Annotated in this window: 18 protein-coding genes; 12 read left to right on the plus strand and 6 right to left on the minus strand. The window is 36.8% G+C overall.

What is annotated here, in order from left to right:
• On the minus strand, nucleotides 1-1,315 hold a 1,315-nt coding region (gene glmM, locus ACKPEB_RS11640; protein WP_408965061.1), incomplete at its 3' end, for a phosphoglucosamine mutase.
• Between the two features lie 252 nt (nucleotides 1,316-1,567).
• Here glmM and ACKPEB_RS11645 point away from each other — a divergent pair.
• The 4 genes from ACKPEB_RS11645 to ACKPEB_RS11660 are packed head-to-tail and all read left to right on the plus strand — an operon-like array spanning nucleotide 1,568 to nucleotide 8,878.
• Complete coding sequence (locus tag ACKPEB_RS11645) at nucleotides 1,568-3,250, plus strand: hypothetical protein (protein ID WP_408965062.1); 1,683 nt, start codon at nucleotides 1,568-1,570, stop codon at nucleotides 3,248-3,250.
• Nucleotides 3,251-3,295: 45 nt separating this feature from the next.
• Nucleotides 3,296-5,176: a GtrA family protein gene (locus ACKPEB_RS11650; protein ID WP_408965063.1), complete on the plus strand. Its 1,881-nt coding sequence runs from the start codon at nucleotides 3,296-3,298 to the stop codon at nucleotides 5,174-5,176.
• A gap of 1 nt (nucleotide 5,177) precedes the next feature.
• Nucleotides 5,178-6,608 (plus strand): ArnT family glycosyltransferase, encoded by a 1,431-nt coding sequence (locus tag ACKPEB_RS11655; RefSeq protein ID WP_408965064.1) that lies wholly within the window; start codon nucleotides 5,178-5,180, stop codon nucleotides 6,606-6,608.
• A 26-nt stretch (nucleotides 6,609-6,634) separates the two neighbouring features.
• A complete protein-coding gene (locus tag ACKPEB_RS11660) occupies nucleotides 6,635-8,878 on the plus strand; it encodes a hypothetical protein (RefSeq protein ID WP_408965065.1) in 2,244 nt (747 codons plus the stop codon).
• A 99-nt stretch (nucleotides 8,879-8,977) separates the two neighbouring features.
• Here ACKPEB_RS11660 and ACKPEB_RS11665 read toward each other — a convergent pair whose 3' ends face one another.
• Entirely contained in the window at nucleotides 8,978-10,102 is a 1,125-nt protein-coding gene (locus tag ACKPEB_RS11665) for a class I SAM-dependent RNA methyltransferase (RefSeq protein WP_408965066.1), read from the minus strand.
• 427 nt (nucleotides 10,103-10,529) lie between these two features.
• Here ACKPEB_RS11665 and amt point away from each other — a divergent pair, with 427 nt between their 5' ends.
• The 6 genes from amt (at nucleotide 10,530) to ACKPEB_RS11695 (ending at nucleotide 17,225) form a co-directional block, all read left to right on the plus strand.
• A complete protein-coding gene (amt, locus tag ACKPEB_RS11670; RefSeq protein ID WP_408965067.1) occupies nucleotides 10,530-13,244 on the plus strand; it encodes an ammonium transporter in 2,715 nt (904 codons plus the stop codon).
• Between the two features lie 404 nt (nucleotides 13,245-13,648).
• Nucleotides 13,649-14,350 (plus strand): V4R domain-containing protein, encoded by a 702-nt coding sequence (locus ACKPEB_RS11675; protein WP_408965080.1) that lies wholly within the window; start codon nucleotides 13,649-13,651, stop codon nucleotides 14,348-14,350.
• Nucleotides 14,347-14,619, plus strand: coding sequence for a hypothetical protein (locus ACKPEB_RS11680; RefSeq protein WP_408965068.1), 273 nt, complete (start codon nucleotides 14,347-14,349; stop codon nucleotides 14,617-14,619). The genes ACKPEB_RS11675 and ACKPEB_RS11680 overlap by 4 nt, the downstream gene beginning before the upstream one ends.
• 166 nt (nucleotides 14,620-14,785) lie before the next feature.
• The gene (locus ACKPEB_RS11685) at nucleotides 14,786-15,253 is read left to right on the plus strand and encodes a phycobilisome protein (protein WP_408965069.1); all 468 of its coding nucleotides are present in this window, start codon (nucleotides 14,786-14,788) and stop codon (nucleotides 15,251-15,253) included.
• Between the two features lie 103 nt (nucleotides 15,254-15,356).
• Nucleotides 15,357-16,019: a V4R domain-containing protein gene (locus ACKPEB_RS11690; protein ID WP_408965070.1), complete on the plus strand. Its 663-nt coding sequence runs from the start codon at nucleotides 15,357-15,359 to the stop codon at nucleotides 16,017-16,019.
• Nucleotides 16,020-16,064: 45 nt separating this feature from the next.
• Nucleotides 16,065-17,225 (plus strand): pentapeptide repeat-containing protein, encoded by a 1,161-nt coding sequence (locus tag ACKPEB_RS11695; protein WP_408965071.1) that lies wholly within the window; start codon nucleotides 16,065-16,067, stop codon nucleotides 17,223-17,225.
• 20 nt (nucleotides 17,226-17,245) lie between these two features.
• Here ACKPEB_RS11695 and ACKPEB_RS11700 read toward each other — a convergent pair whose 3' ends face one another.
• The 3 genes from ACKPEB_RS11700 to ACKPEB_RS11710 form a co-directional block, all read right to left on the minus strand.
• The gene (locus ACKPEB_RS11700; RefSeq protein WP_408971264.1) at nucleotides 17,246-17,734 is read right to left on the minus strand and encodes a phycobilisome protein; all 489 of its coding nucleotides are present in this window, start codon (nucleotides 17,732-17,734) and stop codon (nucleotides 17,246-17,248) included.
• 127 nt (nucleotides 17,735-17,861) lie between these two features.
• The gene (locus ACKPEB_RS11705; RefSeq protein ID WP_408965074.1) at nucleotides 17,862-18,362 is read right to left on the minus strand and encodes a 2Fe-2S iron-sulfur cluster-binding protein; all 501 of its coding nucleotides are present in this window, start codon (nucleotides 18,360-18,362) and stop codon (nucleotides 17,862-17,864) included.
• Between the two features lie 148 nt (nucleotides 18,363-18,510).
• Nucleotides 18,511-18,816, minus strand: a complete 306-nt coding sequence (locus ACKPEB_RS11710) for a hypothetical protein (RefSeq protein WP_408967588.1) — start codon at nucleotides 18,814-18,816, stop codon at nucleotides 18,511-18,513.
• 112 nt (nucleotides 18,817-18,928) lie between these two features.
• Here ACKPEB_RS11710 and ACKPEB_RS11715 point away from each other — a divergent pair, with 112 nt between their 5' ends.
• Both ACKPEB_RS11715 and ACKPEB_RS11720 read left to right on the plus strand, forming a co-directional pair.
• Nucleotides 18,929-20,866: a serine/threonine protein kinase gene (locus ACKPEB_RS11715; protein WP_408965076.1), complete on the plus strand. Its 1,938-nt coding sequence runs from the start codon at nucleotides 18,929-18,931 to the stop codon at nucleotides 20,864-20,866.
• Entirely contained in the window at nucleotides 20,863-22,602 is a 1,740-nt protein-coding gene (locus ACKPEB_RS11720; RefSeq protein WP_408965078.1) for a hypothetical protein, read from the plus strand. The genes ACKPEB_RS11715 and ACKPEB_RS11720 overlap by 4 nt, the downstream gene beginning before the upstream one ends.
• 465 nt (nucleotides 22,603-23,067) lie before the next feature.
• Here ACKPEB_RS11720 and ACKPEB_RS11725 read toward each other — a convergent pair.
• On the minus strand, nucleotides 23,068-23,256 hold a 189-nt coding region (locus tag ACKPEB_RS11725; RefSeq protein WP_408965079.1), incomplete at its 5' end, for a hypothetical protein.

Consider the following 23,256-nt stretch of genomic DNA (forward strand, 5'->3'; position numbering starts at 1 on the left):
CAATGGCTTTGATTACAGGTTGACATTCTTGCCAATGACGCCGTTGATAAACATCCTCAACCCGGATATTTTTTAATAATTGAGGATAGGTTTGGAAACTATTATCTACTAATTCTGCTAAGGATTGACCCGAACGTTTAACTAATGTTGCTAAATGTAAAGCTGTGAGTAAGCCATCGCCACTGACTCCGTAATGGTGACAGAGAATATGTCCCGACTGTTCACCCCCTAACATCGCCCCAGTACGTTTCATTTCAGCATGAACGTGCTGGTCGCCCACGGGAGTCCGAATGAGTTGGCCCCCGAACTGTTGCCAAGCTCGTTCAAAGCCCAAATTGGCCATCACCGTTGAAATAATTAAATTTTCGGGAAGTTGTCCAGCTTGGCTGAGGGTTTGGCCCCAAAAATACAGAATATAATCTCCATCCACAGCCCGTCCTTGACCATCAACGGCTAAAACTCGGTCTGCATCGCCATCAAAGGCAAATCCAAGATCCGCGTGATGTTCTAATACGGCTTGTTGCAGTTGGTGTAGATGGGTAGACCCACAATTAACGTTAATTTGATGGCCATTGGGTTGATCATGGAGGCAAATCACCTCAGCCCCCATTTCTGTAAACACTTGCGCCGCCAGGGAAACCGCAGCACCCCAAGCTAAATCTAAAACCACCCGCATTCCGTGTAAATTCGTGGTGCGGAGTAATGGCCCGTGTAGAGATTGGCCATACTGTTGAATCAGTTCGGGGCGGTAATAGTGTTGGCCACAGTCACTATAAATAATTGGAAAATCGGCATTTCCTCTAATTCCGGCTTCAATTTGCTGCTGTAACGCCGAGGATAGTTTTGTACCATCTTTTCCAAAAAATTTAATTCCGTTGTCTTCTGGGGGGTTATGGCTGGCGGAAATCATCACACCGCCAATGGCTTCAGACGTTGAGGTTAAATAGGCGACTCCAGGTGTGGGACAAACCCCAATATGCCAAACTTCCAACCCGGAAGCAATTAATCCCGCAGAGAGGGCCATTGCTAACATATTGCCAGAGGTACGGGTATCTTGGCCTAAAATTACTGGGCCAGGATGGTGAACCTGTTGTCGTAACACTTGACCCGCCCAAAAACCCACTTGTAACGCTAGAGGTGCACTCAATAACCCTCCAACCCTCCCCCGGATACCATCAGTTCCAAATAAAGGGGTGCTGGGAAGTTCCCCAAGTTGATCCATAAAGCCAAAATGAGATAGGGTTCGGCGTTGACTGGTGTTGACTTCTTTTTGGAAAGAACTTAAGTTCTGGGTTTGAGCGGGTGTTGCGACCATAAAATTCACTCCTCTTAATTTATATTTACACACTCTTTGTGGAGCATAGCACGTCAGGAACGGAGGTGAACTCTTTTAGCCAGAGGTCTGTACAATTACGAGGTAAAAAATTGACTCATTTAATACTAGGGGTTGGAGATCTATTTTTCCCAAAAGTTTAAATGGCGTTAGACACATAAATGGCTTGACAGGAACACCCCAAAACTTGATACTAAATAAACTTAGCCTAAATGAGTTTGCCTAAATTTTAGCATGGAAATGAAAACAAAATTTTTATCCAAAATTTCTGGTTATTCAATGATTTTAATTGTAATCATTGCCTTAACCGGATTCATGGCTTATTCTAATACGATGAATAGTTTTTTCCTCTCGGATGATTTTGTTTTAATTGCCTTATTATCTAAATTGGGGCCGTTTGGCTTATGGGTGAATCAACAACATGGTCAATCGTTATTTTTTAGACCGTTGTTGGGGTTAATTAGTTTTTTAGATTATAAAATCTGGGGATTAAATGCTTTTGGCTACCATTTCACTAATTTTGCTTTTCATTTAGGAAATTCATTTTTAGTGGGAAGAATTGCCTATTTATTGAGTTTAAATTTAAGTTTAAAATTAAAGTTAAAGCGGTTTTTTCCTTATTTTGCGGGATTTATTTTCTTATTATTACCCTCCCATTCAGAAGCAGTTTCTTGGATTTCGGCTCGAACGGATGTCATCGCCACATTTTTTGCCTTACTATCCTTTTCAACTTATTTAACCTTTAAACAGTTTGATCAACCTTTACAACTATGGATTTCCTTAGTTGCTTTTTTAGCTGCTTTATTTTGTAAAGAATCGATTGTGAGTTTACCTGGGTTAATTCTAGCTTATGAACTTTACCAACATTTACAAGAAAAACCCAGAACTTTCAATAAGTTATTAACAATCGTTTCACTTTATGGAATGGTGTTAGGGTTTTATTTTCTGTGTCGATATCTAAAGTTAGGAACCTTAGTCGGAGGATATGGAGAAGGCATTCATCTTAAATTTAATCTGACCCAAATTTTCTACAATTTAATAATTTATCCCACTCGTAGCTTTTTACCGCCTCAATTCGATTCTTTGAATTTGACAGTCTGGCTGATTAATTTTATGGGAATTATTTTCATATCTTTATTAGCTTTAATTTTAAGTTATTATCGACATCAATTCACGTCTCAAATTCCTCAAACTTTCATGTTACTGATAGCTGGATTTTGGGTTTGTATTTTACCCGCTATTAATGTTTCCGTTTCTCCCTTTGATACTCAAGGAGAACGTTATTTATATTGGGGTTCTAGTTTTACCTCTATTTATATTGCTTTAATAATAATTATTTTATTGAATAATTTTACATTCTGTTTAACTTTTTCCTCTATAATATTAGTCAGTTTAGGATTATCCTTGTATTCTGTTAATCAAAATTGGCAATTCGCTGGCGAACTTTCTCAACGTTTATTATTAAGTTTGCAAACAACATCCGTAGAATCTCCAATTATTACCACTGTTCCTGATCATTATCGAGGCGCATATTTATATCGAACGGGATTGATCCAAGGTTTATATCTGTTTGATATTAATAATCGATTTAATATTAAATTTGAGCAAAAACCCACTGAAAAACCCTTTGAAAAAGTTAGATTTTATACAGATAATATTTTATTCGTGATGATGAATACCTTGCGAGAACCCACCGATAAAATCGTCGTTAATTCTTCTCAAATTAATCAATATCAATTTCAATTATCCAATCCCCAAACCCTATTTTTTCTAACTCCAAAAAATACACCTGCAACTCCAGATTATCAAGTCACTGATGTACAACCCCAATCTTACACCCTAACCGTAAACAATCCTAGCCGTTTTCAGGATTTATTATTGTATTCATCGGGTCAGTTTGTTAAACTATCGAACTAATCCTGTATTATAGATACAATTTATCAAACGATAATATTAGGTGTGATGGAACCCATTTATATTTTAGGTGCTGGCCCAGCCGGACTCGCTGCGGCTTATACGTTAACAAAGCAAGGTCATTCCGTTGTTGTTGTTGAACGAGATCATCAAGTCGGAGGTTTAGCTAAAAGTATAGAATATCAAGGCTTTATCTTAGATTACGGCCCCCATCGATTTTATACAAAAATTGCTCCGGTTTTGCAACTTTGGGATGAAGTTTTAGGAACTGAACAAGTTACAGTTAACCGTTTAACTCGGATTTATTATGGTGGAAAATATTTTAGTTATCCCTTAAAAGCTCAACAGGTTTTATCCGCATTAGGGTTAATTGAAACTTTAAGAATTATTCTATCTTATTTAGCAGTTAGATTATTTCCAAAACGCCAAACCAATAATTTTGCTGAATGGGTAGAAAATAAGTTTGGAAAACGGTTATCAGAAATATTTTTTGAAGGTTACACCGAGAAATTATGGGGGATTCCTTGTACAGAAATTAGTGCAGATTGGGCAGCACAACGAATTAAAGGACTATCATTATCAAAAGCGATTAAAAATGCCCTTTTAGGGAATGACGGGAAAGTTAAAAATCTCATAGACCAGTTTCAATTTCCCCGTTTAGGTTCAGGTCAACTTTATGAAAAAATCGCTGATTATTTACAACAACATCAACAACCGATTTTATTAAATACAGAAGTTATTCAAGTTCATGATCACCATTCTCAAGTCACCCATCTTACCTTGAGAAATCGCATTACAAAAGAGGAAACTACTGTTGCTTGTGGAGGAGTAATTTCTTCTATTCCTCTAACCCATTTAATTCAACAACTTCAACAATCTCCCCCTCAACCTGTTATTGATGCAGCAAAATCCTTAAAATTTAGAAATACAATTTTAGTTTATTTAATGGTAGAAGGAGGTAATCTTTTTCCTGATAATTGGTTATATATTAATGACCCCAGGGTTCAAGTTGGACGAGTCACCAATTTTGCCAACTGGTCACCCGAAATGTTAGCAAATGCTGAACAAACTCCTCTGTGTTGTGAATATTGGTGTAATTTTGATGATGATTTATGGCAATGTCCAGAAGATGAGTTGCGAATATTAGCGGAAACAGAATTAAGAAAAATTGGATTATTAAAAAATCAAACCGTTTCTGGAGGGTTTATTGTTCGTTTACCTCGAACTTACCCGGTTTATGCGGGAAATTATCAAGCCGCATTATCAGAAATTAAACATTATTTACAAACCTTTCAAAATTTGCAATTAGTGGGACGCTATGGTGCATTTAAGTATAATAATCAAGACCATAGTTTATTAATGGGAATCTTTGCGGCGGAGAACGTTTTAACTCCAGGTAAACATAACCTTTGGGATATTAATAGTGATAGTGAATATGTCGAAGAAGCGAGTGCAGAAGCAGCGACAACCGCAGCAACCCAAACTCGCCTTTCTCGTCGTCGTCAAACCTTAAAAGTTCTCCAAGAATTTGGGGGATATTTATTTACAGGCGGTGCAGCAACCATTGTTGATGTTCTGGTTTTTTCAATCCTAATTCAGTCAGGAATTTGGTATGTTTTTGCATTAGGAATTAGTTATTTTCTGGGACTCAGTACCAACTTTTGGTTAAGTCGTCGTTTTGTTTTTGGAGTCTATTGGAAAAACTGGTTTATTCAATATGGCGTATTTGCCACCGTTGCTTTAAATAGTTTATTAGCTAATTTAGGGCTATTACAACTGTTAATTAATGAATTAGGTTGGCATCCAACTTTATCTCGTTTAGCGAGTGCTGCTTGTGTGGCTATGATTAGTTTTACCGGACATAAATTGTATTCCTTCTCTTCTGGCGAACAACAAAAATTGAATTTAGAAAACATATCTAGTAACTAAGATGATTATTAAGTCAGTTTTTCCCCATTTAAAACAAATAAATATCATTGTTTGGGTTGTAGGAATAACCTTTATTATTCGCTTTTTCTTCTTCATAGTAAATGTAATACTTAACTGGGAGAGTCAAGCATACCTATTGTCTTTTCATGCAGCAGATACACCAACTTACTTGAAACCTGCTATTGAACTTTTAAATACAGGTCGCTTTACCACAGACGGTATTCCAGAAGTTTTCCGCACTCCAGGATATTCTATTTTTTTAATACCAGGAATTCTTTTAGGGCATCCAGAATTGTTCACGATTTTTTTACAATTTATTTTAAGTTGTTGGACTGTTTATTTAGTTTATCGAATCAGTTTACTTGTTTTTAAAATTAAAAAAGCAGCAATTTTTGCCAGTTGTTTATTATCAATAGAGCCTTTATCTATTATTTTAGCTAATCGTCTGTTAACAGAAACTTTATTTACGAGTTTATTTATTGCTTTTGTTTATCAATTAATTCTATATTTTAAAAATAAATCCATAAGAGAAATAATTTTTGCTGGATTATTTCTTGTTGCCTCTACATTTGTTAGACCTATCAATTATTATCTGCCTTATTTAATTGTTTTAATGCTTATTATTTATGCAATTAAAAATTTTAATTATCGTAAAATTGTTTTATTTCATGCTATATTGTTTCTTGTGATTTCTGTATCTCCCCTATATTTATGGCAACTACGGAATAAAATAGAAACAGGTTACACGGGTTTCTGCTCAATTCAAGAAAGTCATTTATACTACTGGCACACTTCATCGGTTTTAAGTGCGAAGTATAAACTTCATTTTCGAGAAGTTTGGGACTATATTCCTGTAAAAATTAATAACGAGATTTCTAAAGAAGATCAGAAAAATACTATTAAAATCAATAACTATTTTTCTCAAGAATCAAAAAGAATAATTTTAAGCAATCCCTTCATTTATTTGAGTCTTAGAATCAATGGAATTTTAAATCTTTTATTTAATTCTGTTCCTTGGCAATTTGTTCGTTTTTTTAAGTTAGCTACCCCTAGTGAAACTAACGATATGTTCTTTAACTACCTCACAGAATTTTTTCATAAAGGATTTATTGGTGGGGTACTATTTTATTTTAATCAAGTTCCTTTGCCCATATTTTTAATTTGGTTACTTTTAGAAATTCTAATCCTAATCTATATGGCACTCATGTTCAAAGCAATTCTGACAAAGCAGGTAATCAATCAATTTTATGTTATTGTGATACTTTGCTTACTCACTTATTTAAGTATATTAGCTGGTGGGCCAGATGGAGCAAGCACTCGATTTAGAACTCCGATAATGCCTCTAATTTGTATTTTAGCGGGTTACGGATTATTCTTATTAATCGAACCAAGGACAAACAAAAACATAGAAAAAATTAGTCTACTTGAATAGAAGTAAACTCAAATCAGGTTAAATTTATGAATGATATTTCAAAGTTAAAAAATAAAAAAATGAAATCCATTTTAGTTTTAACTCTCTGTATCTCTATAACAAGCTGGATTATTTTAATACCGATTGTCAATTCCATTAAAATTCCCTTTGGAAGTCATCAAAATGGTGTTATTTCTTTAGCCAGTATTGAGAATATTAGTCCTTATACAGACTATCTCAAATATATTATTTTACTTTTGACTCCTCCTTTGATAGCTACCCTAGTCTTAAATATTAATCAAAAACCTTTCAAAAAAATTTTTCAGGTTCTTAACCATCGTTATACGTGGATAGGAGTCAGTGGTCTTTTACTTTTAGTTTGGTTAATTAATACTCCATTCAATCAATTTAAAATTAGTTCAACTTTAATAGATTCTTTTCATGAAGGAGAATTTTTAGGCTTTTTACCGAATTTCTTACAACTCAAACAACCTTTTATTAATACGGTTTTAATTCATGGCTATGGTGTTGATGTTCTTCCCAGTTGGTTAGCAAAAAATCTGGCGACTCAAAATAATGGAATTGCTGTAACTCGGTTATTTGTAAATTTAGAGAATGTCATCACTTGTTTAGGCTATTTTTGGATCTTGTGGGAATTAATTAACTTAGCCAATATCCGTAAACATCGATTAAAAATATTTTTGCTATCCTGTCTTTTATTTTGTGTTTTCGATGGAATTTTTTATAAATTTGATGGTCGTCGAGGAACCAGCTTTATTATTCAATTAGCTTTAACGTTACGTTTTTTTAGAATAGCTGAAACTCAAACCAATCAAGCACAATGGTTATCGGTTTTAATTGGAGCCTCAATTCCTAGTAGTTTTTTCTATATTTATGATCGAGCCATATATTTTATAGCGGTTTATTTATTCACTTGTATTTTATCATTATTTTTGCCTAATAAAACCAAGATTTTATGGATAAAAGGAACATTAATTGGAATTATTACTGCTTCTATTGTTAGTTTAATCCTCTTAGGTTTTGATCAAATTAATGCGATTATCTCTCAAGTTTTATATTGGGGAAAATACGGACGCTATATTTCTTTTATTCCTCTTCCTACCCTAGAACTGACTTGGACGTCACAAAATTTTTGGTTATCAATGTTGGTTCAAAGTGTTGTTTTAGTTTATCTGCTATTAGACTTTAAGAATTATGGTTTTAAACTTCTTCCATTTATTCAAAGCAATTATCTGATTATTTTGTTATGGGTATCTGCATCAGTTTACATGAGAATTACCCTCGATAGAAGCGATATCGCACACGCTTATCATGGCGCATTAATCACGGCTTTTTTAGGATTTTACCTAGTTTATTTAGGCTATAAAAATATAATAGAACCGCAGTTATATAAATTCAATATAACTACACTGCAAAAAACATTTATGCTTCTGATTTTGGCTACAATTATCTTAACTGAACCGGGTTTTAATCTGATTAAAGGGATAGAAAAAATAGCTCAACTTCCTCAAGCTTTATCCACTCCTAATGAAGCACTCTTAAAACCTGATTATTTAGAAGCTTGGAACACGCTAAAACCAGAAATTGATCAACAATCTTGCTTTTATACCTTAACTTCTGAAGGATTATGGTATTATTTATTTAATAAACCATCCTGTTCTAAATATGGTTATGTCCTTTATGCAAAACCGACCGTTGCTCAACAACAAGTGATTCAAGAACTGAATGAAACAAAACCCAATATTTTATTATTAACGAATGAAATGTGGTATCACAATCCTTGGGATTTAGTGTTAAAATCTGAATCAGCGGCTTTAATTTATCAGGATGTTTTAAAAACCTATCAACCCTATAAAACGGTTCAATCCCATTGGTTTTGGAAACGGAGTAATCAACCGTTAAAATTTACTCAAACTAAATTATTAAATGGTTCAATAGAATCCATTCCAACCCAAGCTATCCATCAACAAGATGATTTATTAATTGGCGGATGGTCTATTCTTCCTCAACAATCAAAACCTGCGGATGCAGTTTATTTAAGCTTAGGGGAAAATAATCAATTAATTGCTGTGGGACAAGTTAATATTGCTAGACCGGATGTAGTTCAAGTTTTATCTAATCCAAAATTGGAACAATCAGGATGGATGATTCGTGTTCCCACTGCAATTTTACCACCTGGAAATCATCAAATGAAAGTCTGGGGTTATGATTCTAAAACTCATCAATTAACTCAAATTGGAAAAAGCTTTAATCTCACTATTCTTGACTAATATTGCTATTTCTAGGTAGGGGTGAGGTTTCCTCGCCCTTACACCTTACAATAAATTGGGAATCAAAACAGTTGTACAATTGATTTAGACATACCATACTTAATAAAGTTCGTACTTCAACAAAGTACAGGGTAACGCACCATTATTAACCGCAATTCGGCGAGAAGTTCGCAAACCCACTTGTTTTCCTAATGTTTTATTTCCTGTCAAAATATAAGCTGTCCACCCTTTAAACCGTTGTTTAAAAATATCTCCTAATTGCTTATATAAAGGAGCTAATTCTTCAATATTTCCCAACCGTTCTCCATAGGGAGGATTACAAATAATAATTCCATGACTGGTTGGAGGTTCAATCTGAGATAATTCTAATTGCTGTAGCTGAATTTGTTCAGAAACGCCACACCGTTGAGCATTTTCATAAGCTTGATTAACAATATCACCATCTTGATCAGAACCGAGAATAGGAGCGGATAAAGTCGTTAATTGCGCTTCTAATGCTTCTTGCTTTAAACTATCCCATAATTTAGCATCAAAATCTTTCCACTTCATAAACCCAAAGCTTTCTCGAAATAATCCGGGTGCAATATTTAAGGCTTTTAAACTGGCTTCTATGGGTAAAGTTCCTGACCCACATAAAGGGTCTAAAAACGGTAAATTCGGATTCCATTCTGCCATGTCTAATAAAGCCGCCGCTAAACTTTCTTTTAAAGGTGCAAGTCCAACGGCTGGACGATATCCCCGTCGATGTAAACTGGTTCCAGAACTATCTAAACTTAAAATTGCTTGATTCTCATGGATGTGAAGATTAATCCATAAATCAGGATGATCAATATCAATATTAGAACGTTCCCCAAATTCTAAACGTTGTTGATCAATAATGGCATTTTTAACTTGAAGGGCTGTAAAATGACTATGGTTTAACGCTTCATTTTTTCCAGTACAGTTAACTGCAAAGGTATTCAAAGGAGATAAATATTCTGTCCAATCAATATTCTGAACTTCTTGATACAATTGTTGAGCATTGGCGCAGGGAAATTCAGCAATGGGTACTAACACCCGAAATAGGGTTCTCCCCCAAAGATTGACTCGATAAAGCAGTTTACGAGAACCTGTGAAATGAACTCCAGCAAAGTCAGGACGAACATCATGTGCTCCTAGACGTTCCAACTCTTGAGCAGCTATAAATTCTAAACCCTTGGCAACTGTAGCAAAATACTGGGTCATTCAGGACAAAATGTTGATTTCTATTAGCGATATCTCCCAAGCCTAGAGACTAGGGAGTTGAGTCATGACCTTAAACGGTTCAAGATCTTTGAAAATTAAGTCTTCAAAGTGGCAGTCTTTTGAAGAACGTATGTTTCCTTCTGTTCAGAAAGGACACCGGCGACTGGCCGTGTTTCGTCTCGGTGTCCCTGCTGGTTCGCTCCTCACACGCTTGTTACTGTAGCCAAACCTGATTCCCTTTGTCAACACCTCAAGTATTTTTTTTCCTAATGTAAGGTTTTTTCCCTACAACCATCGGATTTATAGCGGATGGGTTAGGATGAAGGATCTCGTTAACTCAAACCGTTCTCGATTAACTGTATAAAAATCAACAAAAACTCCTAAGAGAAGTTGAGACAATTAACTTAAGTGAGTAATCGATAATTCAGTGATTGATATTCTCTGGCTGCTGGTTTGTGCGGGCTTAGTGTTTTTAATGCAGCCCGGATTTATGTGTTTAGAGTCCGGTTTAACCCGTTCCAAAAATAGTATTAATGTTGCAGTCAAAAATTTTGCCGATTTTGGGATTTCCGTAGCCCTATTTTGGGCTTTTGGTTATGCCTTGATGTTTAGCCAGACACCCACAGGAGGAATTGACCCACAAGCTTTCTTTTTTGATACCACCTCTTCTCCAGAGAAAGCGGCTTTTTTTCTATTCGAGACCATGTTTTGTAGTACCGCCACAACAATCGTTTCAGGCGCATCGGCGGAACGCATGAAATTTGGGTCTTATTTGTTAGTGGCAGCTTTGACCTCTGGGATCATTTATCCCATCTTTGGCCGTTGGGCTTGGAATGGCATTGAAACCAATGATTTAACCGGGTGGTTAGGAGAACTGGGGTTTGTCGATGTAGCGGGGTCTACCGTCGTTCATAGTATCGGAGGATGGGTGTCTTTGGCCGTTTTACTGGTGATTGGGCCACGCATGGGGCGCTTTTCCAGCCAGGAACCGCCTCAACAAATGCGGGGGTCAAACCTCCAGTTTTCAGTCTTGGGAACCATGTTGCTGTGGTTAGGATGGTTAGGATTTAACGGGGGTAGTTACTTACATTTAGATATTCAAGTTAGCACCATTATTGTTAATACGGTTTTGGCCGGAACATCAGGAATGTTAGTGGGGGCGGCTCTGAGTTGGGTTTGGCATCGTCGCCCAGAAGTGGAACTGATTATTAATGGTTCCTTAGCCGGGTTAGTTGCTATTACTGCATCGAACCATGTCGTTTCAACCCCCATGGCTCCGATTATTGGTGGAATTGGGGCAGCCATTATGATGTTAGTGTCTGTTACCCTCAAAAGATGGCAAATTGATGATGCCGTTGATGCCGTTGCGGTTCATGCGGGTGGAGGCGTTTGGGGAACCCTAGCCGTTGCAATTTTTGGAAATCTGGATTTACTCAATACAGGGTTATCTCGCAATGCACAACTGCTGGTTCAATTATTAGGAATTGGTGTTTCTTTTGTGTGGGGATTTGGCTTAACTTGGTTAGTTTTATCCATCCTCAATCGTTATTTTCCCTTGCGGGTTTCTGTGGAAGCAGAAACAGTTGGGTTGAATATTTCTGAACATGGCGCTCGCACGGAAATTTATGATTTGTTTGAAGTCATGGAATATCAAGCTCGTACCCAAGATTTTAAACGGCGAGTTCCTGAAAATAGCTTTACAGAAGTTGGTCAAATAGGCTTTCGCTATAACCAAGTCATGCAAGCCTTAGAAGATTCCTTAAGCCAAACCGAAGCGATTATTGAAAATGCTACAGATGCCATGATCACGTTTGCCAACCCAACCGGAGAAATTTTAAGGGCAAATCCCAGCGCCGAAATCATATTTGGATATTCAGCTTCGGAATTAATTGGAATGTCAATTCTGCATTTGTTTGACTGGCCCACCTCCCAGATTCAAGAACAAAAAACCTTATTAGAAAAGTGGCTTTTACAAGGTCGTCAAGCCGTTGTGGGTCGTCGAGCTAATGGCTCTTGTTTTCCGTTAGAAGCCACCATTAATCAGGTCAAATTTGGCTATCAATCCTTCTTTATGGGGACGTTTCGAGATTTATCCGCCCATAAACGCGCTGAGGAAGCTTTAAAACAAGCCGAAGAACGATTAAAAACCTCTCTGGAATTAAAACGAAAAAATGATCAACTCAAAAACACTTTAAAAGAACTTAAACAAACTCAAATACAACTCATTCAAAGTGAGAAAATGTCGAGTTTAGGTCAATTGGTTGCCGGAATTGCCCATGAAATTAATAATCCTGTTAATTTTGTTTATGGCAATCTAATCCATGCCACAAATTATACTCGTGATGTCCTCAATTTACTTGAAATTTACCAACAAGAGTATAAAAATCCGAGTCCAAAAATTCAGCAAGAAATAGAATCGATTGATTTAGAATTCCTCAAGGAAGATTTTCCGAAAATTGTTGAATCAATGCAGGTGGGAGCCAATCGCATTCGAGATATTGTTCGGTCGTTAAGAACTTTTTCTCGTCATGATGAAGCAGAGTTGAAGCAGGTTGATATTCATGAAGGTTTAGAAAGTACCTTGATGATTTTGAAAAGTAAACTGAAAGCTCAAGGGAAATTTACTGGAATTGAAGTGGTTAAGCACTATGGAAATATTCCGTTAGTTGAATGCTATCCAGGGCCACTGAATCAGGTTTTTATGAATCTGATTAGCAATGCTATTGATGCCCTCCATGATTCAATGATGCAGAATAAATTTTCTTTGATTTCCCCTGATAAATCCCAGATTCAGCCTCAAATAGAGATTCGTACGTTATTAATCCGTCATCAACAAATTTTGATTGAAATTGCTGATAATGGTTTGGGGATTCCTAAAGAAATTCATTCTAAATTATTTGATCCGTTTTTTACAACAAAACCTGTCGGGCGTGGAACAGGTTTAGGGTTGTCAATTAGCTATCAAATTATTGTGGAACGTCATAAAGGTCGGATCTGGTGTGAATCTCAATTGGGAGAATACACTAAATTTTTGATCGAAATACCAGCCCAACAAATTCTACAACCTACTATTCAAAACGACAGCGAATGTTCCAGTATTTCATCCCTCCAGCACACCCTGAACCATTCAAAGACCTATTGATCAGGACGGGAAGCACCCCAAGCATTGGGGAAGTCCTTAACTCCTGACTTCTCGACCTGACACCCTACACCCCACTTTCTGTCTGTCAAAAAATGTGATGTTTCACCGCAAAGAATCGAGTTACATTAGATACAGGGGTGCATTCATTTTGCCTGTTGAGAACTTAGGTAGAGTCAACTAACAGACAAATTTGATTGCGGAAACCTCCCAAACCAGCAACCTGATGTGTTACAAGAAGCTTGAGCCTTCTTTCTTGAGGGAAACATTCAGGAAAACAACTGCGATTCTTAATCAAAGTTGCTGTGCTTAGAGACGCGGTAGCGTGTATCTGTACACCCCCATGATTGCTGATCAACCTAAACTTACCGATTAATCCTAGTTGACTAAAAAGGAGTATGCAGCCGATGGTCTTAACCACCGCAGCCCAACATCAGATGGAGAATCAATCCAAACTAAAAAAAACCCATCCCAAAGCTCATAATCACTATCGATTTCAAGATTTTTTCAGTTTTAACTCACCGATGGGAACGGTGACAGACTGGAATGAAATGCGAAATATCTTTACCAGCGAAGATTTTATTATTGGGTTGGTCGAAGGATTAGAAGAAGAAGTTGGAAATGCTTCATCCGTCATTATGTATACCATTGGCAAAGAGTGGGGAGTTAAGGATGCTGAGTTTTTCCAACACTGGTATGAAACCGAGTATGGCCAAAGTATTCGCCAATCCAACCTCATGTTTTTATTAGAAACTTGGTGGTGGCCGTTCACCGCCCAAGGCTGGGGACGTTGGGAAGTTGATATGAGCGATCGCAAACATGGGTGTATTTTTATTAACTTATTTGACTCTGCCGTTGCTCGCAGTCTAGGAGATGTCGGAAAACCAGTTTGTCATATTTATGCCGGATTATTTGCGGGATTTTTTAGCAAATTGGTCAAAAAAAGTCTCAGTTGTATTGAATTACAATGTTATTCGATGGGAGAAACTTATTGTAAGTTTCTGTTAGGAAATCCTGATCGCATTGATGCGGCTGGTTTTTGGTTGAATGAAGGAGCAACCGCCAGAGATATTCAACGGAAATTACAAGATGGGGTTATCTTACGATGAACCATCACAAAACTTGGATGAATGAGTCTGTTCAAGACTTTTTTAGTAACCTCAACTGGCTGGGTATACCTTCACGGGTAGCAAATGGTCATTCTACTTCTTCACCCATTAATTTAACCCTGTCCGTCACTGATTTTTTTCAAGGCATTGATTGGGAAGGAATACCCCAAGTCGGGGTTATGCCGATTATATCGTCAACATCTACGTCTGTGTCTGATCCTTCGGAAGAATTAGATGTTACCATTGACGATTTAATGGGTTTATTTTAGAAGCCAACTCAAGTAATGGGATTCTTCAGTTATTAAAAAATCAGTTACCAGTCAAGAATTAATCATCAGTAGTTATCAATTGTTAGCCTACCCGTCCGTTGAAACTACAAAACCAAAAACGAGTTACTGATTACTGTTTACTGTTTACTGAACATTGTGAATCTGTATGCAAACGGAATTAACTGAATTATTAGTTCAGGCGGAAAATCGCTATCTTCAGACAGAGGAATTACAGGGTTTTAAAAGTTATGCAGAAACTTTAGCCCAACGATTAAAAATTTATGAATTTCTTCGGGATCGAGAAGTCATGATTTTTCAGCCAATTGCCGATCAAGTTCCTAAACTATTTCCTCAAGAAAAGGAAGAACGCTTAGAACAAATTCTACAGCAATGGATTCTCATCCTGCGCCATAGTGCCATGGCAATGTTATTAAATGATTCAGAATACCTTAAACAACGAGTTATTGAATGGTTATCAGGTTTAATTAAAGCCCATAATACCCAATCCATTGATAGCCAAATTTATCAACTTCTTCTAGCTCGTTTAAATGAATTACTTTCCCCCAAAGCCATCATTTTTCTGCAACCCTTCTTAGAACAGGTAAAAACCGGCTTACTAGACTCTGAAACTTAAAACAATTCAGCCGTCAACACCCCCTACTCTTGTATGTCCTGAACCTATCTCTTGAGCAACCATTCACCGTTCACTATCAACTATCAATACTCCTGATTAAATTATGATTGAAATTAGCAACTTACTGACTAAACCTCAACTTCCGGGTAACTACTTCGCCTACAATGCTTATATTAAAGGAGATTTAGAATTAGGTTTACTAGAAAATCGTCTCGGTGCTCGTTTACTCGGAATTCCTTCTACGTTACTTGATGCAATCTATTCTGGATTGGAACAAGAAACAGGTCAAGCTACTCGCTTAGTTTTATTCAATTGTGGTCGTTGGTGGGGAAAGAATTTTTATATTCGTTTTTGTGAAGAAATCAGCGAATATTATGGCAAACCTGTAGCACAGATGGAAATGGTTGAATTGATTCAATGTTTACAACAATGTTGGAAAACTCATGGTTGGGGAACCTTTGATTTTGATGCCCAATATGTTAACGCGGGATTGATCATTCTCATTACTCAAAATTCACCTTTTGCCAGCGTCGCTCCCCAAGGAAAACAACCAGCTTGTTTTTTAGAAGCGGGAGTTTTTAGTTCCTTTTTTAGTCGATTAACAGGACGAGATCTCCATTGTATTCAAACAACTTGTGAATCAATGGGCGCAGATTGTAATCGATTTATTCTAGGTTTGAATAATCGTTTACAAGTGGCAGAAACCTGGGTTAATGAGGGGAAAGATCATGAAACGATTCTTCAAGAATTACGCGAAACATCATGATGTAGAAATGATCCCTTGATAGGCGAATTATTTTAGGTTAAACCCATGGATGCTATTGAACTGCTGAGTCGATATGCAGATGGAGAACGGGATTTTAAAGGCACCAATCTGCGAGGTGTGATTTTGAGCAGCAATTCTTATCGACCGAATGGGGTACAAACTCTGGGTTTAACTAATGTTCGAGAACCTCAAAATCGTCCTCATTTGATCGGTGCAGATTTTAGTAATGCTGACTTAAGCGAAGCCCATCTCAGTCTGGTAAATTTAAGTAAAGCAAATTTGACCGGAGCTAATTTAGCAGGGGCTAATCTGACAGGAGCTAGTCTCAGTGGTACGATTTTAACTAAGGCTAATCTAAGTCGAGTCAATCTCGAAGGATCTCACCTGAACTGGGCGAATTTGCAAGAAGCAGATTTAAGCTATTCTAATCTCAAAAGTGCTGATTTTAGTTCTGCTATTCTCTTAGAAGCCGTATTGACTCAAGCTTGTCTGATTAAAGCTTATTTAATTAAAGCCAACCTTCGTCAAGCCATCTTGAACAATACAGATTTAACTCAAGCGAATTTAAAAGATGTAGACTTATCAGGAGCCAACTTGAGTCAAGCCACTATTATTCGAGCTAATTTAAGTGGAGCTAATTTAAAAGGAGCTGATTTAAGAAAAGCTCAAATGTTAAAAACGAATCTAAGACACGCTGATTTAACAGATGCTTTTCTTAATTCTGCTAGTTTATTAGAAGCCGATCTCAATGAAGCGAACTTAAGCCGAGCCAATCTCAGTAAAGCCAATTTGAGTAAAACCTATCTTCGCAATGTTTGTTTAAATGGCGCTCATCTTAGTGGTATTAATTTAAGTGGTGCTGACTTAGGAGCAATTGATTTAAGACAAAAACTATTAACGGGTATTAATTTAGCAGGAGCTTATTTAAGCGAAGCAAATTTAGAGGGAGCTTTACTTATGGAAGCTAACTTAAGTGCTAGTAATTTAAGTTCTGCCAACATGGGTAAAGCTTGTTTAATTAATGCCGATTTAAGAAATGCTCATTTGGGAAATGTCAATTTAGCAGATGCTAATTTAATGGGTGCTAATTTAAGCAAAGCTGATTTAAGAGGAGCTAATTTAAAAGGAGCAATTTTAGCGAATGCTGAAATTAAGGGATCACAATTACAGGGTGCAATATTGCCCAATGGAAAAGTTTATAAATGATTTGATCCAAAACCATTAATTTATAACGAGCTTTTTTTGCACAAAATTTTCAAATTAAGTTCGATCAGAGGAAAAAATAAAATTTTTTCCTCTGGGGTGAGGTAGTCTTCGAGAACATCAAACATAGCTTTGTAAGTGTATTGAGTAATATCTTGTACCTTAAAGGCTTGTAAAATAGTTGCAAACCAACTTAATAAGCTTTCCTGCAAGTAATCGGGATCATTAATTAATAAAGTCATTGCTGAATATCGTAAAATTCTGATCGTATCTAAACGCCATTTAGAAGTTAAATTAACCGAACCTTTAATCAGGATTTTAGGGTTGATTTGTTGAAGTTTATCTTGTATTCTTTGAATAATAATAGATTCATACTTTTGAAGCTTTTGATAGGTACTTATCCGAACGGGTAAAGTTTCAAAATAAAATTTTAAAAACCCTAATTCTTCTGGTGTTGCATAACGGCCATCCACCTCAATACTCAAACGATATAACTGAGTAAACATAAGCATTACAAGGATATAAATATGATAAATAAATTAGTAATCAGTAATTTATAAAAGAGGTAAAATTTTAAAAATGTTGATTCAAATTAATCATCAATAAACTGCCCCTAAATTACTGATTACTAATTACTAATTACTGATTATTGTCATCTTTAGCATTACGAGTTCGAGCTAAATATTCACCCACTTGGAAACGAGTTTCTTTCAATTGATTCACAATGGATCGAGTAATCAATTTTCCCGTTTCTACCACAACTTGTCCTGTAATAGGATGCAAAAGTTCTTGTTCGGCTCGTCGGCCAATCAAGGATTCGACATCTTCGATCGCATCAATATACATCCCCGAAGGTAATTCAACAACAATGCCTTCTCCAAGCACATGAGCTTGACAAGCTAAACGAGAATTCGGTTTAGCTGTTGTAATCACTTCCAGCGTCCTTTGTTCACGACGACTGACTTTTGATAAACCGTCCATACCATCTCTAATAAAAACATGGCAGGTTGCACACATTCCTCGTCCCCCACATTCTTTAAGGACATGAAGTTCTGTTGCAAGCAGTGCCGATAGTAAATTAGAATTGGTTTTTACTGCCATTTCTTCGGCAATCGGTTCCAGTCGAATTGTTTTAGCCATTTTCAGAAGAATAAAATGAGAGAATAATTTTTACCCGAAACATTTAGACGACAAACCAGGAAAATGTAGATCACACAACTGAACCGTCCGATTCAAGATTATAGGAAGGTTGATTCCCTCAAATTGAATCAATACCGAAACTGAAACTTTAAGGACGATGAGGTTCAGCATTTGGCTCTTTCACCCAAATTGCATAACCTTTTGGTGTTTTTGTAATGACAGTGCTGTCACCTCCATTTCCCAGTTTAGCCACAATTTCTAAAGTTTTATCAGCAGTTTCTACCGCTTTAAAAAAACTGTAGTATTCTTGATCGACACAAACCGCAGGAACCGGTTTCTCTAAATCCGGCACTTTGATCTGACAAGTTCGATACTGGCTTTGAGATTGTATGATTTTAGTAGGGGCTGGCCCCCGCTGTAGTTTTGTAGATTCTGATTCAATTGAAGAAAACATAAGTAAGCAAGAGCATTGCTGGGGAACGAAATGATTGGTCAGTAATGCCTATATTTTAGGTATACTTTAATACTATCGGAAATACCGTTAATAAGGTGGTCTACAACACACCATGCAGGCTTCTCGATACCGAATTTTAGGATTAGTAGGACAAGGCCAGTTTGGTCGAGTTTACTGTGCTAGTGATCGTCGCACAGGACAACTGGTTGCACTAAAGGAACTAAGCCATCAGCGTGCACCGACTCACCAATTCTTGCAGGAACTATGGTTTATTATTAGTCTACAACATCCCCATATTGCTGCCTGTCTCGGTTTAGAGCATATCCAGACCGGGCGATACTTGGTCATGGACTATTGCGAAGGAGGAACCCTTCGCCATCTTCTTGAACAACCAGATTCTCTGCGACTAAAAGAAGCCCTAAATCTAATCATTGGTGTTTTAGAAGGTTTACACTACGCTCATCAACGAGGCATTATCCATTGTGACATTAAACCTGAAAATATCCTACTGACTCTACAATCTCAGGGATGGCATTCAAAATTATCCGACTTTGGAATAGCCCGTCGTCTTCCCACTGTTGGTCAATTATCAGTTCCGCAAAAAAACTTGATGTTTACTGGGGGTTCTCCAGCTTACATGGCCCCAGAACGATTTTATGGCCTTTATTCAGCCCGATCCGATATCTACGCCGTTGGAATTGTATTATTTGAACTGTTAATGGGCGATCGCCCCTTTCAGGGTTTACCGGGTGAATTAATGTGGGCACAGTTAAATCAACGCTTACAGATCCCCACAGAAATTCCTGAAGCGTTACAAATGATCATTCAAAAATCCTTAGAAAAGCTTCCGGCTCGTCGCTATAGCAGTGCCAAAGAAATGGCAGAAGCATTGCGACAAGTGATGAGTTCTCCCCAAATTCAAAACTTAGCAGACTTTATTATTCCTTGGAAAGATCCCAATTCCCTCTCTAAAAATTCTTCCCGATTAGGGGAAATTAATCCTTCTGTTTCTCCTCTATTAGTCCATCACTCTATTTCTTTACCTGCGGTTAAACAATCCCAATTTCCTCTAAGTTGTATTGCTAATTTCCCTTATCTTTATACCGCATTTAACCAAACCTTAGAAATCTGGTCTACTCCCCCTAATTCTTCTCCTCCAGATCAGCAAATTGCCATTTGTTCTCAAGATCAAATTAATTGTCCTGAACCGATTTTGGGAATGGTTCCCATCAAACAGGGTTGTTGTGTTTTAACATCACATCAAATTCATCACTTTTCTCCATTTCAAAAGAATTTTCAATCTCTATTAAATTTAAACACAATTCAATCCTTACAACCCCATCGGCAACCCTCTTCTTCTCCTGATCCTTCTGAGGTTTATGAAGATGTAAACCATTTGAAAACGATAACGACTCCACCGTTATTATATAAAATAGCGATCAATCAAGATAGTCAATATATGGCTTTAGCAGTTTCAGGACAATTACGATTTTATTCTTTGACTTACCCATCAGATTATCCGGTTGCCAAACTGACTAAAAAATTAACCCTTCCTGTTTCTCAAGTTCCAGAAGTTTTATTTTTAGATCGTAGACATATACTCAGTGTTTGGTTCAACTTTAAAAAACAAAATTTTAATATGTTTAGGGTCTATACTCGTCGAGGAACACCTATTGGAAATCTGAAATTATCCATTCCTCTTAAACAACTCTTACCCACTCCCCAACCCTATACCTTATTAGGTCTTGGGCTAGATGAGCAACCGTATCTGATCCTCTTGCGCTTAAGACCCCTGAGCATTATGCGTATTCCTTTAACCTCGCCAGCAACTGTTGCTTGCGCTACCCGTTGGGGATATGTTATAGGGGATCAACACGGAAAATACACCTTCTTTGATTTAGAAGGAAGTGTGATCGGCTATGACTTTGGCCCTGTTAATCCTAAAGCTCTAGCTTTTTTAGAAAAAACAGGTTTAGCCATTGTTACTTATACGGAAAAACAAGGTTATCTACATTTCGTAAAATCCCTCAATTTTGAGAAAGACTTATGAATAACAATCCCTTAATATCATCTATCGATTCTTCTCACCAAATAACCAATGACCGAGAAAAATCATCACCCATTAACCCTCAAAAATTTAGTCATTCTCTGGATCAAACTTTAATTAAGTTTTGTCATTCAATGAGTTTTGATTCTGTTCCACCTTCTCTTGAGATCCCTTCTCCTATTGTCCAAGCTATGCAAGGATTAGTTCAAATTATTGCTCATTTGCGCTCACCCAATGGATCTTGGCCGTCCAACTTACCCCAAACCCCTGAAAACTTAATTCCTTATGTCACAGAAGAAGTCTCGGACGTTCTAGTCGCTTATCAAAAATACACGATTTCTACTTCTCAAAATATACCCAGTTTTTGTGATACAAAAGACTTAAAGCTTCAACCCTCAGTTATTTTATTTCTTAATACCCTAATTTCTCAGTTATTATGGAATTTAGCGCAAAGTTCCTATCAACTAATGCGACTTCTAACTGGAATTAATGCGGAAATTTTATTACCGGATCAAGACTGGGTACAAGGAAAATTAAGATTAGTTGCCAGCCTCATGATTAAAAATGATAATTTATATAGTTTAATTGATTTAGCAACCCATGATTTTCCGCCCCCTCTGATGACTTCAGAAGCCTATGTTCAATCTAATGATTGTTCTTTTTGCCAGCATCCTTTAGAAATACAATCTTTTTTAAAACAAATTATTCAGCATATAGAAAATAATTGTCCAACCCTTAATCTGTTGACTGCTCCTATCAAAACTACATTTCTCTCCCCCCACAATACATGGGAGCCTATCCAAATTAGTATAGACCTGGGCTTTCAGTTTATTCCTGATCCGAAAACATCAGAGGTCAGCCTTTTTGATCACTCTTTAGATCATATATGCCTAGAAGAAGACCTATTTAAAAATACACCTATTCAAGATATAGAATATTCAATTTTATCTTCTGTTCCCAAATTTTCTCTATTAGAAATGAATATTAGGCTAACTGATCCCAAGATTATTCAACCTTATATTCAAACCCAAATTCAACATTATGGCGCACAAGGATTACCACAGAAAAAAAAATTACAATTAGCCGATTCTCCAAACTCTTTTTTAGAAAAAAAAATATTCAATCTTGATCATCAAGAAGAAACTGATATGATTGAGTTAATTCAAATTGCCGATGAATTAGTCGATGTTATTTACAACCCCAAATCTCCTTCTAGCTTAATTGAGCTTAAACCTGAAATTCCCTTAATTGATTTATCACTAAGATTATTATGGCAAATTATTAAAAGCCGTTATAATATTATGCAATTGATGAGTGGAATTCCAGCCAAAATTTTGCAACCCGGATTCGGATGGCAAACAGGAACCCTAAGATTATTAGCAGTTTTAAGTGCTGAATTTTTAAACGATTCTTGGGAACTAGATATTGCCATCTGCCAACCTCTTCAATTTGATTTAAACCCAATCAGCACCGAATCCATTATTCAGTCTGATTGGATAGAATGGTGTCATTCCCCTCAATCCCTTGATTTTTTAAAGTCGCAAATTATTAATATATTAGAAACTGTTCCTGAACTCAAAAGCTGGATGAAAAAAGTTAAAATAGAAGAAAGTCGTTCTGATGCTAGTTTAGAATTATCAAATAATTGGCAATCAGGGTTAGCTCAACTAAGTTTTGATTTTGAATGGATTTCTGGAGGGCATAATTCATCAGAAGAAAATTCATCCTTCTATTTTTAATGTCCTGTTATAAATAGGGCTTACTGAAAAAAGGGGAAAAGCCAGAACAGGGGGGAGGAGAAGACAAGAAAAAATGAATCAGGTACAAGGAATGGGTGTAAAATAGCCCAAAAACCTTTCAATCAACCCAATACAGAATCATCCTCCCTAGAAGGACGAGACTACTTTTTAGCTAAAACACAATTGCGCCAGCGTCAATTAGAATACCACGAACAGCAACCTCAACAATGGTAGCAATTAGTAAACCTGGTTAGCCAGACCTCTGCAGAAAGCCGTCTCGCAGATAGCCAACTCAATTGAGAACGAATCTATATATTGATATCCCAGGTAAACGTACTCAAACTGCAAGAGCAACTTAAGCAATGCCAAAGTCAATATACTTATGGGCAATTAACTCTTGGGCTGCCTCTACCCCCTTACCATTTTTTATAATTGTCCAGTGATAGCCTACGTTCATGACCCATCTTACAAAAACTCATCCCCCTCTTTTATCTCTAGCAAGGGAACAGTTACCTCAAACTCCTTCGGAGCAAGGATTCTCAAAAAAGGAAAAAAAAGTTGGAAAAAGGGGTTGACAAACCCGTGAAGGTTAGATACATTGGTAAATGCGCTTGAGAGACGAAAGGAACGAGAGCGCACCGAACCTAGAAAAAA

The organism is Planktothrix sp., from assembly GCF_046067725.1.
Taxonomy (GTDB): domain Bacteria; phylum Cyanobacteriota; class Cyanobacteriia; order Cyanobacteriales; family Microcoleaceae; genus Planktothrix.